This is a genomic window from Streptomyces monashensis (genome assembly GCF_001866665.1).
GTDB lineage: Bacteria > Actinomycetota > Actinomycetes > Streptomycetales > Streptomycetaceae > Streptomyces > Streptomyces monashensis.
The window spans coordinates 1-12,109 of sequence record NZ_MLYO01000039.1; the positions used below are offsets into that span (position 1 = coordinate 1).

Consider the following 12,109-nt stretch of genomic DNA (forward strand, 5'->3'; position numbering starts at 1 on the left):
CTGGTCCGGTGGAAGAGTCGAGTCCAGCGCCCGGCCGGGCCCCGCCGCGAACACGGCGGCCCGCCCGGCCGGATCCCGCCCTCTCCGCTCCATCACCGGAACAGGAGTACGCCCATGCGCCTCTACGCTCAGACTCCGGCACGCCGGAGCCGCCAGGTGCTCGCTGACCTGGTCGCCCTGGCCCTCATCGCGGTCGCGGTGGCGTTCGCGATGACCGTGCACGGCGCGATCATGCGGCTGGCCGAGCCGGGTCGCAAGGCGCAGAGCGCGGGCCACAGCCTCGCCTTCGGCCTCCAGGCCGCCGGGGACGCGGCCTCGCAGGTGCCGCTGATCGGGGGCTCCCTGAAGAAGCCGCTCCAGGCCGCCGCCGGGGCGGGTGACGGTCTGTCCGACGCCGGACAGTCGCTCCAGCACGTCGTGGGCCAGGTGGCCGACCTGACCGCGCTCGCCCTGATCGTGCTGCCCGTGGCCTTCGTCCTGGTGCTCTGGCTCGCGCCGCGCCTGCGCTGGATCAGGCACAGCGCCACCACCCGGCACCTCTTCGACGGCCCCGGCGGCGCCGACCTGCTCGCCCTGCGCGCCCTGACCGGCCCGCAGCGCGACCTCGCAGCGGTGCCGGTCCCGCCGGGCGGCCTGGCCGACGCCTGGCGTCGCGGAGACGACGAGGTCATCGCCGCGTTGTCCGAAGTGGCGCTCAGGCGGGCGGGGTTGCGGGCCTGACGGGCGGGGCGGGTGGGATGCCGCTGCACATGCATGCACGCTGATTCGGTGAAGAAGTAAATGCGGAGTGCGTTCGAATTCACGGTGCCTCCTTTTTCTTCACGGAATGCAATGCGCGGATTGGTGTGTGGAGGTCCGTTCTCACAGTCGGGTGGTGGTCGACTATGAGGCAATGAAACGGCCGATTAACTGACGCGTAGCGGCCGGGAATCCTCGTCTCGGTGCACTCCTTGGCACTGCCTTTCACGCACAGCGTCAGGAGGGGCCATGTCCTTGTTCGCCAGGGCGTCCTGGCCGGGAGACCACCGCGACGAGATCGTAGCCGGTGCACTGGTCGCGGCGGTGATCGTCGTGCTCGGGTACGCCTCGGGCATCGGCGCACCGGCAGCCGCGCCCCTTGACACCGCCGCACCGCCGGCCGCGCCGGCGCAGTCCGCCTCCACCGGCCCGTCAGAGGGGCCGGCGTCCGGAAATTCCGGCAGTTCCGGGGGCGATATGGGTGCCGGTTCGTCGGGGGATTCCTGGCCGGGAACTGCGGGTGACGGAATTCCGATGACAAGCGGGACGTCATCCACCGGCGGACAAGGGGAGCGGGGAGATAACGGCGCAGGCGGTGGCGAAGGGGGCGGCATGCCGATGCCCGGGTCCTCCGCTTCCCCCTCGCCGACGCCATCTCCCGTTCCGTCGTCCCCGTCCCCGTCCCCGTCCTCGCCGTCGGGTGGCTGTCGGACCGGCGAGGTGCACCTGGTGCAGCCGCTGCTGAGCGACACGCTCAGCTCCGTGACGGGCCTGCTGGACGGCCTGCTCGGCGCGGGCCGCTCCTCGGCCACGGTGTCCGCGGCACCGTCACCCTCCCCGTCGCCGTCCGCCACCGCCCTCCTGCCGCCGTCCGCCGCCACCGGCCTCTCCCCGTTGTGTGTCGGCATCGCACCGTCGCCCTCGGTGATCCCGGGGGTGCCGCGGTGAGACCTCGCGCGCTGTCCCTGCGCGCCATCACGCCGGCCGCTGTGTTGGTCGCCCTGCTGGCCGTGCTGCTGCTCGCTCCGGCCGCGTCGGCACACACCGAGTTGGAGTCGTCGGCTCCGAAGGACGGCGCGCGGCTCGCCCACACCCCGGCGACCGTACGGCTGACCTTCAGCGAAGCGGTCGATCTGCCCGACGTCCAGGTCACCGCGGACGGCAGGCGGCTGGCGGTGTCCAGGCCCGGTCGCGCCGAGCCGCAGGGCCGTGTCGTCGACGTCGCCGTCCCGAAGGCGTCCGGGCGGCAGCGACTCACCCTGGCTTGGCAGGTCCGCGACATAGAGGACGGCCATCCGACCTCCGGCACGCTCTCCTTCCCTCTCGCCTCGAAGGAGAAGGACGCCTCCGCCCCCGACACGGCCGTGGCGCCCAAGCCGTCCGACACCGTGCGCACGACATGGGCCGCCGTGCGGTGGGCCGGGTACCTCGCCCTCGCCCTCTACGTCGGCGGCCTCGCCTTCCTCGCGCTCCTCTGGCCGCAGGGCACGCAGGACCGCCGTACGCGTCGCATCCTGACGGTCGCGTGGACGGGCGGACTCGCGTCGGCCCTGGCCGCTCCGGGGCTGCAGGGCGCGTACGGGGCGATGGGTACGCTCGGCGATGCGTTTCGACTCTCCACGTACCAGGATCTGTTGAGCACCGAGGTCGGCGTGGTCGCCGCCTGCCGGCTGCTGATGTGGGTGCTCGCCGCCATCGTGCTCGCCGCCCTCCTCCAGGGCGGTGAGCAGGCCGCACGTTCGCCGGGATGGCGGGTCGGTGCCCTCACGATCGCCCTGGGCCTGCTCCGCACGACCGGTATGGCGGGCCACAACGCCGAGGGCACACGCCCTGGTTGGGGCGCGATCGCCGACCTGGTGCACCTGCTCGGGGTGTCCGTGTGGCTGGGCGGGCTGACTCTGCTGCTCCTCGGGGTCCTGCCCCGGCGCCGCCCGGAGGAACTGTCGGCCGCCGTGGCCGGCTACTCCACCCTGGCCTTCGTCTCCGTCGCGGCGGTCGCCGTGGCCGGAGCGGTGCTGGCCTGGCAGATCGTCGGCTCCTTCGGCGCCCTGTTCCACACCGGCTACGGCCGGCTGCTGCTGCTCAAACTCGCCGTCCTGGCCGCGGTGTTGCTGATCGCCCAGGGCAGCCGGAGCTGGGTGCGCACCCGGCTCGACATCGCCGTACTGCTGCGCGGCGACCGCGCCATCGTGCGGCCCTTCGTCTACTCGGTCGCGGCCGAGACGGGGCTCGTCCTCGTCATCCTCGCCGCGACGAGTCTGCTGGTCACCTCGGCTCCCGGCCGCTGACCGGCGCGTGGCTGCCCCGCCTCCTCGCACGGGCCGGGCGCCCGGCCCCGCCCCCTCTCACCGACAAGGAGAGACACACGATCATGCGTACCGACGACACCACCGCACCCCCGCCCCGCCACCGGCACTCCCGGGTGGGCAACCGGGTCCTGCTGGCCACCGGCCTGGGCGCCGGCATCGCGGCCGCTGCCTGTCTGGGCCTGCTCCAGGCGGCCGGCGGGGTCGCCGCTCCGGCCACCGCCGCACCGGCGGCCGAAGCCCACTCCATGGCCCAGGCGCAGCCGGCCGCGGCCCAGGCCAAGGCCGCCGACCACACCATCGAGATCAAGGGCTACAAGTTCGCCCGGCCGACCCTGACCATCAAGGTCGGCGAGACCGTGAAATGGGTCAACGAGGACACCGCTCCGCACACGGTCACCACCACCGGCGGCCCGGCGAAGTTCGACTCCGGCACGCTGAACAAGGGCGACAGTTGGTCCTACACCTTCACCAGGCCGGGCACGTACACGTACTACTGCGCGGTCCACCCGGACATGACCGCCTCCGTCACCGTCGTCGCCGACAGCGGCGGCAGCGGCGGGACCACTGGTGGATCGACCGGCGGATCGACGGGTGGGTCGGGCTCCGGTGGGTCGACCGGAGGCTCCACCGGAGGGTCGACGGGCGGCTCCACCGCAGGCGGCACCGGCGGTTCGGGCTCCGGAGGCTCCACGGGTGGCCACAGCGGCGGTTCGACCGGCGGCAGCGGCGGCTCCGGCGGGACCAGCGGCGGCGGGGACGGCGGCGACCAGTGCGTCAGCGTCCAGCAGGTCCTGCTGCCGATCCTCCAGCACATCGACAAGGCCCACCTGGAGGAGTCCCCGGGTCAGCAGGTCCAGGACGCGCTCAAGCTCGACAGCTACCTGAAGATGCACACCGTCTGGCTGGAGTCGATCCTCACCCCGGCCGTGAACGGCGTCGGCTCCGTCGCCGACGGCACGCTCACGGTGCTCCTCCAGCACGTCAACTCCGCACACCTTCAGGAGCCCCTGAGCCAGCAGGTCGCGGACATCCTCAACCCCGACCAGTACGTCAAGACGCACACCGTCTGGGCGGAGCACCTGCTCGCGCCCACCGAGGACTACCTCACCAACTCCTGCTGACGCTCACCAACTCCTCCTGACGGCGGCGGGGAGAGCGGACGTGGCGGGCCGGCCGAGTCACAGTCGGCCGGCCCGCCACCACCGCCATTGTCCCCGTCCCGTCCGGCGCCGGTCACCGACCCCTCCGGCCGCCGTCCGCGTGCGGCGCCCGGACCGTCCGCTCCTTCCGAGGACCGCCATGACCATCGAACCCGCCTCCACCCGACCACTGCCCGCTCATCCGTCGCCCGCCGCGATCCCGTCGCCCGACGCGACCCCGCCGCCGCGCATGGACCCCGGCCGACTGCCCCGGCCGGGCGCATACGCGGCCGCCCCCGGCCGCTGCGTCACCGAACTCACCCACCGGCTCGGACCGCTGGTCGTCCTGCGCCGCCGCGCCGACGTCGAGGAGGCCGCGCTGACCGTCGCCCCGGACGGGCAGGACAGCGTCCTGCGGCTCACGCTGGGCGGCGACGCGCTCGGCGGCGAACTGCTCACCCTCGTCGGTACCGCGATCGAACCGATGGCGGGCGGAGCACGGCTGCGCGTGCACGGCAGCCTCGGCACGGGCGACGCCTCGCTGGAGACCCTGCCCGCCACCCTGCTGCTGCGCGTCGTCGAACGCACCGACGACCGCCTCCTCGTCGTCGGCACCGCACGCGTCCCCTACGGCCCGTTGCACCGCACCACCGGTTTCGCCCTGTCCCGGACACGCCCCGCACGCCACCTCGGCCTGCTCGTCGCCGCGGAGTTCACATGCAGCCCCTGACCATTCGGCCGCGGCCCGCCCGCGGCGCACGCCTACTGCTGGCCGTCCTGCTGATGGCCGCCGGCGTCGGCTTCCTCTCCGCGCGCCCGGCGCATGCCGCCTCCTCGCACCAGGTCGTGATGTCGGGCTACGCCTTCGGCCCGCGCGCCCTCACCATCACGGCCGGTGACACCGTCACCTGGGTCAACCAGGACCAGGCGCCGCATGACGTGAAGACCATCTCCGGCCCGGACTCGATCCACTCCCCGATGCTCGCCAAGGGCGCGTCCTGGAGCCACACGTTCACGACCCCGGGCACCTACGGATACGTCTGCACCGTGCACCCCGGCATGACCGCCCAACTCCTCGTCCAGGCCGCACCCGCCCCCACCGCGCACCCGACCGCCCAGCAGCACGCGGGCCGGGCTCCCGCTCCCGCCGCCGCACAGCCCACCCGGTCCACCCGGTCCGCGGCGACCGCGACCGGACACACCGGCCACGGCAGTACGGCCGCTGCCGCCGCACCGGCATCCGGCACCCCGTCCGCCGCAGCCAGCCAGCAGGCAACCGCGCCGACCGAGAACACCGCCTCCGCCGCCCGCCCCCTCGACCCGCTGCTCCTCCTCGCCGGGATCGTCGCGGGAGTCGCGGTGCTGTGCCTGCTCCTGGTCGGCTCCCGCTCCGCCGCCACGGGCCCGCGCGGCGGCGGCCCGGCCTCGTCGAGCTGACATCACACCCCGCACCGGACGACGAGGAGGACCAGAGGCCCGGTGCCGCGGGCGCACGTGCCCTGGCAGCGACGGCGTCATGCGGTCGAACGCGCCACGATGTGCGGGGCCACCGCCGTTGCGGAAGCATCGGTAGGGGCGGCTCGCACCCCGCGGCGAAGCGCGGGTTCCGCACCGCCGATCGGTGAGCCGATGCCTGTCCAGGCCGGCGATCAACGCCCGTTTCGGCGTCCGTACCGGAGCACTGAGATGACGAAGCGCAACACAAGGCGGTCCTCGACTTCCACGGGACCGGCAGCACGGTGGACCCTTGCGCGCGGGCTGCCCGCCCGCGACTGCGGACTTCTGCTCATCAGGCTGGTCTTCGGCCTGTTCATGGCCGGGCACGGCTCTCAGAAGGTCTTCGGGCTGTTCGGGGGGCCGGGGCTGACGGCCACCGGCAAGGGATTCGACGCGCTGGGCTACCACCCGGGGAAGGTCTTCGCGGTGATCGGCGGTCTCTCGGAGTTCCTCGGCGGCCTCGGCCTGGCCGTCGGCCTGTTCACGCCCCTCGCGGCCGCCGCCCTGATCGGTGTGATGATCAACGCCATGGCGACCGTCACCGGGGCCCACGGCCTGTGGGAGACGAACGGCGGAGTGGAGTACAGCGTCTGCATCGCCGTCGTCGCCCTGGCCGTCGCCGCGATCGGACCGGGCCGCCTGGCCATCGACCGCTTCTTCCGCTGGGGTGCCGGCGGCTGGCCCGAAGCCGGCTTCGCTCTGGGTGTCGGAGGTGTCGCCGCCGCGATCACGCTGAGTCTGTGAGAGCGGGGGTCCGCCCGGGGAGCGGGACGACACGACCAGGGATCAGGTGTGGCGCGCCGTATCGTTGCGGCCGGCCCGGACGTCTGCGCGGGGGAGCAGCCCGCGATGGTGGGTCACCTGCCGTCGGACGCGCGCGGACTTTCCACGCGGGAGAGCCAGGTGTGAGCAGGCCTTCGAGTGCCTCGGTCTCGGCGGGCGTCAGCAGGTCCGGCAAGCGGCGTTCGTTGCCCATGTGGTCTGCGAAGGCCCGGTCGATCAGTTCGCGTCCGGGCCGGGTGAGGGCGACGATCCGGCCGCGCTGGTCGTCGTCGGAGCGGCGGCGGGTGACGAGTCCGGCTCGCTCCAGGCGGTCGATTCTCTTCGTCATCGCGCCGCTGGTGACCATGGTGGTGGCGGTCCGCGGTGCTCGGGCTGCTCAACGTGAGCGTGCTCTTCGTGCTCGGCTACGCCGCCTCCCAGCTGCTCCCGACGAGCGTCGCCTCGACCGTCATGGCGGTGTCCCCGCCGGCGATGACGCTCATCGCCTGGGCCCTGGTGTCCGAGCGGCCCGGCATCGCGCACTTGGCCGGCGCCGCGATCGGGCTCGGCGGTGTCTGTCTCATGCTGCTCACGGGGGCGGGAGGGGTGAGCGTGCCGGGAGTCCTCGCCTTGGCCGCGGCCATGCTGGTGTCGTCCTTCGCTCATATCCTGACCAAACGGTGGAACACCGGTGCCGATGTGCTTGCCTCGACCGCCTGGCAGCTCGCTGCCGGAGCGCTGTTCCTGCTGCCGGTCGCCGCAGCCGCAGAGGGCCTTCCGCCCGCACTCTCCGCACCGGAGCTCCTTGCGTTCGGCTACGTCGCCCCGGTCGCCACCGCGCTGGCCTTCGCCGCCTGGTTCACCGGGCTGCGGCACCTGCCCGCGGGGACCGTGGGCCTGGTCGGACTGCTCAACCCCGTCACCGGCGTGCTGCTCGGCACCGCGGTCGCCGGAGAGGCGCTCAACGTCCAGCAGCTGTGCGGGCCGGCATTCGTCCTGGCCGGAGTCGTCCTGGGACGGCCCGCACGCGCGGGCCGACGCGGCAGCCGCCGGACTGCTCTCCACCCCGTCCGCGACCAGCGTCCGCCCGCGAGTCCTCCACCTGCAACCCCGGGTGAGGACGGGCCGCGTCCACCACGGTCCGGCCGACACCGGCAACCGGGCCGCACCGCGACGGGTGGCAGCGTGGTCGCCCGCCGGCAGTCGTTCACTGGGCGAGTACGAGCCCGCACCTACAGCGACGCCGTGCTCTACGACGCCGCGTTCGCCGCGGTGCTGGTCTTCGTCACCACCAGCCGGGTGATCAGCCCGCAGTACCTGATCTGGCTCCTCGGTCTCGGCGCGCTCTGCCTGACCGGCCGCTCCACCGTCCAGCGCCGGCCGGTGCTGCTCATCCTGGCCGCGTGCTTCTTCACGGTGCTCGAATTCCCCGTCGGCTTCGGCCAGGTCGTGCGCAGCGATCTGCCGGGCATCGTCGTCCTGCTGATCCGCGACGGGCTGCTGCTGGCGGCGACGGTCTCGGCCTGCCGCCGGCTCTGGCGCAGTACGGCCTCGGGGCCGGAAGCGACGCCTGACGACGCGGCGTTCCCAGACCCGGACCACGCGGTGGCACCCCTGGGCTGAGCCACCCCAATCCAGGCTGTCCCTCCTGACGCACAACCATTCCCGCTCATCGACTGTCACACCCATGTCATACGCTGCCGCTGGCAGTCGCGCCCCGGTCGTCACCGCACCGTTTCGGTCACGGCCGGGCGATGCGCGGCGCCATCGGCTCCCGGTCTCAGGCCGGGACTCCTCGTGGGGGTTACACAACTGTGCGAAGGCGCAGCATCTCGACCGCGACGGCGCTCGCGGTCGTCTTCAGCTCGGCGGCGCTGAGCGTGATATCGGCCGGTACGGCCTCGGCGGCTCCCGCCTCCGTGTACGCGGTCGGCGGGTTCGTCGTCGACGGCGCGACCGGCCGGGTCTTCGTCGGCGACGCGGAGACCGGCAAGGTCTTCGCCGCCGACCACAACGGCAACCAGGTCGGCGAGGCGGACGGCATCACCGACGTCACCGACCTCGCCCTGTCCGACGACGGCAGCACGCTGTACGCGGCCGCCTCGGGCAGCCACCAGATCGTGGCGCTGGACGCGGCCACCCTGACCGTCAGGTCCCGCTACACCGTGCCCACCACCACCGGCCCGACCCATGTGGCCGTGTCCGGCGGCAAGGTGTGGTTCACGTACGGCGACCAGTGGGACGGCAACCTCGGTTCGGTCGACCCGGCCGGCGCCGGCACGGTGACGACGGGCCAGTACACCAACAAGCTCTGGGGCCAGGCGCTGCTCGACACCGACCCCACCCAGCCCGGCATCCTCGCCGTCGGTGAGACCGGCCTGTCCACCGACTCGATGGCCGTCCTCGACGTCTCCTCCGGCACGCCGCAGCAGGTCGCGTACTACCACGGCGACTACTCGCTCAACAGCGGCATCCACGACATCGACCTGGTGCCCGGCGGCACCCATGTGCTGGTCAACGGCACCGAGCGGCAGGCGTACACGAACGGCGCGTTCGCCGCCGACGGCGCCTACCCGAACGGGACCGACGCCGACATCGCCCCGAACGGGCTGGTCGCGCAGGCGAACGGCGCCACCGTGTCGGTCTACCGGCCGGACGGCGCCGTGCCGATCCGTACCTACAACACCGGCTCCAACGGGGCGAAGACCCCGCTGGCCTGGTCCCCGGACTCCACCGAGCTGTTCGCCCTTGTCGGTACCAACAGCGGCTGGGTCGTCACTCCGCTCGGCAATCCGACGCTGGAGCAGCCCACGCTGTCGGTCAACGCCCCGTCCACCGCGACCGGCGGCAGGCAGCTCACCGTCTCGGGCACCCTGTCGACGGCGACGCAGCTGCCCGCCGGCACCACGCTGAAGGTCCTCCGCACCGACGCGGAGAACCCGAACGGCAAGGTGCTGCCCGACGCCACCGTGCACGCCGACGGCTCGTACTCCTTCACCGACACCCCGCAGGCCGGCGGCACAGCCACGTACAAGGTCTCCTACGCGGGCGACGGCACCCACGCGACGGCCACCGCCACCGCCCAGGTCAAGGTCTCCTTCGCGACACCGAGCCTGACCCTGAACAACAACGGCAACGTGTACGACTACAACAAAGCCGTCACCTTCACCGCGCACCTCGGCCCGACCCACAAGAACCGCACGGTCGAGATCTGGGCCAACCCCTACGGCGCCGACAAGCCCAACAAGCTGCTGAAGAGCGGCACCGTCGACTCCGGCGGCAACCTCTCCGTCACCCTCAACATGCTCCGGGACACGGACGTCACCGCCGTCTTCAAGGGCGACACCCGCACCGCGCCCAAGACCGTGAAGTCCACGGCGTACGCGCGCGTGGCCGTCTCCCTCGCGGTCTCCCGGCAGTACAGGACGGCGAAGATCGGCACGACCCCGTACTACTGGTTCCACAAGAACGTCGCGCCCCTGTTCACCACGACCATGACCTACTACCCGGGCCGCAAGCAGCGCCTCGAACTACAGGTCTACGTCAACGGCAAGTGGGAGGCGGACGGTTCCAAGTACTTCAGCCTGGGCACGGACGGCAGGTCCGTCGTCTACATCCCGGCCCCCGGTCACTCCGGCATCAAGGCACGGATCCGGTCCTCGTACATCAACGGCACCTCCGGCGACACCGTGAACACGACGACATACGGATCCTGGAAGTACCTGTACTTCACCAACTAGCCCTTCTCGGCACCCGGTTGGCGCCGCCGTCCCTCGTGCGCGAGGGACGGCGGGGCCACACCGGCACCTGGCTGGACACCCTGCCGGAGTTCGGTCGCCCGGGAACCGATCGCAGGGCCGCTTCGCCTTGCGAGGCCCCGCGTTGCGCCAGGCGTGCGCCGGCGGGCGTGGCCGTCGACGGCGGCCTGCGCGCTTGCCTCGAGCCCTGCCGAGACGCCGCGGAGTCAGCGCGCAAGAACCGTGAGACGCTCAAGTGGCGGCACCTGACCGTGCCCATCCTCGGAATCTCCAGCAGTCGCGGCTCCGTTCCGGACATGGCCGCCGCCATCAGCCCATGGGCCGACGACACCACCCGAATCGTCGTGCCCGAGCACGCGGATGAGGGCCACGTCGAAGAATCGCACTGGCGTAGACGTCCGCTTGCAGGGCCGGATGGTGTGTCAGTTCAACGGCCGTTCCTGGTTGTTGAGTGGTCAGTTGTTGCTCGGGGTCAGGCGGCCCTCGAAGGCGATCTGGAACGCGTTGAGGGGTGCCTTCCAGTGCATGGCCCACCGCTTGCGGCTCTTGCCCGTCGGGTCCGGGCTCATCCGCGCCATGTAGATGCACGTCAAAGCGGCGGCGCTCCCAGCCGGCTGCGGGACTGAGGCGGTGCATTCGGCCTCACCTCACTTGACGTTCGAGGGCGGCGGTGCCCCGGATTTCCAGGTTCCAGGTGATGAGCTTCTGCGGGCGGACGCGGATGCTGTCCTGGCCGAAATGGTCGGGTGCCACGGGCGGCAGATCGACGGTCAACACCTCGGCCCGGCCCCTGTTCTCAACCCCGCGCCCCCACAGGTGCTTGCACGCGTAGCGCAGCGAGCGGGCCTGGCAGTGGTAGCCGAGGAGTGTCTGTGTCACCGCCAGGCAGAGGAGTTCGGAGTCGCTGAGCAGCTGTTGCGTTCCCCGGATCTCGTCGTCGGTCTTCACGTACAGTGCGGTCAAGAGGGTGTTCAGATCGGTCGTCACACACTGATCTTGGGCACCTTCGTCCTTTGGCGGCGCGGGACTTCGGATGTACTTGAGATCGGTCCCGGGTTCGGCCGGGGCAGCACGAGGGGAGAGGCGATCGTGGGGGAACTGGACGGCAGGACCGCACTGGTAACAGGCGGCTCGCGCGGGATCGGGCGCGCGGTCGCCCTGCGGCTCGCTATCGAGGGGGCGCTGGTCGCGGTCCACTACGGTGGTGACGACGCGGCCGCCGCGGAGACCGTGGCGCTGATCGCCGAGGCCGGGGGCCGGGCGTTCTCGGTGCAGGCCGGGTTCGGCGAGAGCGGTGCGGTGGACTCGTTGTTCAAGGGGCTCACCGCCGGGTTGGCGGACCACGGTGCGGACGGCCTGGACATCCTGGTCAACAATGCGGGTATCCACTCGGTCAGTTCGATCGGGCAGCTCACCGAGGAGGAGTGGGAGCGGCTTCTGGCGGTCAATGTGAGCGCGCCGATCTTCGTGATCCAGCGGGCGCTGCCACTGCTGCGGGACGGCGGCCGGATCGTCAACGTGGGCTCGGCGGCCACTCGGATCGCGAATCCTCTGCAGATCGGCTACACCGTCACCAAGGCCGCGCTGTCTGCCCTCAGCCCGTCGCTCGCCAACGAACTGGGCCGACGCGGGATCACGGTGAACACGGTCGAACCCGGGGTGGTGCTCACCGACATGACCGCCGGGTGGACCGGCGTTCCCGAGGCGATGGCCGAGCTTGAGTCGATCACCGCGCTCGGACGGATCGGCGAGCCGGAGGACGTCGCAGATGTGGTGGGCTTCCTGGCAGGTCCGCAGGGGCGCTGGGTGACCGGCCAGGTCATCGATGTCTCCGGCGGTACCTACCTCGGCCCGATCACGGGCGGGTGATCCGCCGCCCGGTAACGCTCGGAGGGGGGTTTGTTGG

At 72.0% G+C, this 12,109-nt stretch carries 10 protein-coding genes and 4 pseudogenes; 11 read left to right on the forward strand and 3 right to left on the reverse strand.

Annotated elements, in window-relative coordinates; translation table 11 throughout:
• Positions 1-114: 114 nt before the first annotated feature.
• The 7 genes from BIV23_RS24065 to BIV23_RS24095 all read left to right on the forward strand — a co-directional run bounded on the left by BIV23_RS24065 (position 115) and on the right by BIV23_RS24095 (position 6,427).
• Positions 115-720, forward strand: coding sequence for a hypothetical protein (locus tag BIV23_RS24065; RefSeq protein WP_071383022.1), 606 nt, complete (start codon positions 115-117; stop codon positions 718-720).
• Positions 721-1,467: 747 nt separating this feature from the next.
• Complete coding sequence (locus BIV23_RS52080) at positions 1,468-1,686, forward strand: hypothetical protein (protein ID WP_245790611.1); 219 nt, start codon at positions 1,468-1,470, stop codon at positions 1,684-1,686.
• Entirely contained in the window at positions 1,683-3,026 is a 1,344-nt protein-coding gene (locus BIV23_RS24075) for a copper resistance CopC/CopD family protein (protein WP_245790612.1), read from the forward strand. The genes BIV23_RS52080 and BIV23_RS24075 overlap by 4 nt, the downstream gene beginning before the upstream one ends.
• 83 nt (positions 3,027-3,109) lie before the next feature.
• A complete protein-coding gene (locus BIV23_RS24080) occupies positions 3,110-4,168 on the forward strand; it encodes a cupredoxin domain-containing protein (protein ID WP_071383024.1) in 1,059 nt (352 codons plus the stop codon).
• 178 nt (positions 4,169-4,346) lie between these two features.
• Positions 4,347-4,916: a hypothetical protein gene (locus BIV23_RS24085; RefSeq protein ID WP_245790613.1), complete on the forward strand. Its 570-nt coding sequence runs from the start codon at positions 4,347-4,349 to the stop codon at positions 4,914-4,916.
• A complete protein-coding gene (locus BIV23_RS24090) occupies positions 4,904-5,623 on the forward strand; it encodes a cupredoxin domain-containing protein (protein WP_071383025.1) in 720 nt (239 codons plus the stop codon). The genes BIV23_RS24085 and BIV23_RS24090 overlap by 13 nt, the downstream gene beginning before the upstream one ends.
• 249 nt (positions 5,624-5,872) lie before the next feature.
• Positions 5,873-6,427: a DoxX family protein gene (locus tag BIV23_RS24095; RefSeq protein ID WP_079173323.1), complete on the forward strand. Its 555-nt coding sequence runs from the start codon at positions 5,873-5,875 to the stop codon at positions 6,425-6,427.
• A gap of 113 nt (positions 6,428-6,540) precedes the next feature.
• Here the strand turns inward: BIV23_RS24095 and BIV23_RS46625 are convergent.
• Positions 6,541-6,821: pseudogene (locus BIV23_RS46625) on the reverse strand (MarR family winged helix-turn-helix transcriptional regulator); the annotation flags it as partial.
• A 26-nt stretch (positions 6,822-6,847) separates the two neighbouring features.
• Here BIV23_RS46625 and BIV23_RS53990 point away from each other — a divergent pair.
• From BIV23_RS53990 to BIV23_RS52085, 3 genes and pseudogenes are all read left to right on the forward strand, one after another.
• Positions 6,848-8,068 carry a DMT family transporter gene (locus BIV23_RS53990; RefSeq protein ID WP_425443519.1) on the forward strand — a complete coding sequence of 407 codons (1,221 nt, stop codon included), beginning with the start codon at positions 6,848-6,850 and terminating at the stop codon, positions 8,066-8,068.
• Positions 8,069-8,259: 191 nt separating this feature from the next.
• A complete protein-coding gene (locus BIV23_RS24105) occupies positions 8,260-10,185 on the forward strand; it encodes an NHL repeat-containing protein (protein WP_071383026.1) in 1,926 nt (641 codons plus the stop codon).
• 161 nt (positions 10,186-10,346) lie between these two features.
• Positions 10,347-10,574, forward strand: a pseudogene (locus BIV23_RS52085) (alpha/beta fold hydrolase); the annotation flags it as partial.
• An 84-nt stretch (positions 10,575-10,658) separates the two neighbouring features.
• On the opposite strand, the pseudogene BIV23_RS48815 reads toward BIV23_RS52085, so the two are convergent.
• Both BIV23_RS48815 and BIV23_RS53995 read right to left on the reverse strand, forming a co-directional pair.
• Positions 10,659-10,805 (reverse strand): annotated as a pseudogene (locus BIV23_RS48815) (IS256 family transposase); the annotation flags it as partial.
• 211 nt (positions 10,806-11,016) lie between these two features.
• Positions 11,017-11,190, reverse strand: a pseudogene (locus BIV23_RS53995) (IS982 family transposase); the annotation flags it as partial.
• Between the two features lie 102 nt (positions 11,191-11,292).
• Here BIV23_RS53995 and BIV23_RS24120 point away from each other — a divergent pair.
• Positions 11,293-12,072, forward strand: coding sequence for an SDR family NAD(P)-dependent oxidoreductase (locus tag BIV23_RS24120; RefSeq protein WP_071383029.1), 780 nt, complete (start codon positions 11,293-11,295; stop codon positions 12,070-12,072).
• The last annotated feature ends 37 nt before the right edge of the window (positions 12,073-12,109 follow it).

Bases quoted from the DNA above. Each gene is read 5' to 3' on its own strand.
- BIV23_RS24065 (WP_071383022.1), top strand. From the start codon at position 115: ATGCGCCTCTACGCTCAGACTCCGGCACGCCGGAGCCGCCAGGTGCTC.
- BIV23_RS24080 (WP_071383024.1), top strand. From the start codon at position 3,110: ATGCGTACCGACGACACCACCGCACCCCCGCCCCGCCACCGGCACTCC.
- BIV23_RS24085 (WP_245790613.1), top strand. From the start codon at position 4,347: ATGACCATCGAACCCGCCTCCACCCGACCACTGCCCGCTCATCCGTCG.
- BIV23_RS24090 (WP_071383025.1), top strand. From the start codon at position 4,904: ATGCAGCCCCTGACCATTCGGCCGCGGCCCGCCCGCGGCGCACGCCTA.
- BIV23_RS24095 (WP_079173323.1), top strand. From the start codon at position 5,873: ATGACGAAGCGCAACACAAGGCGGTCCTCGACTTCCACGGGACCGGCA.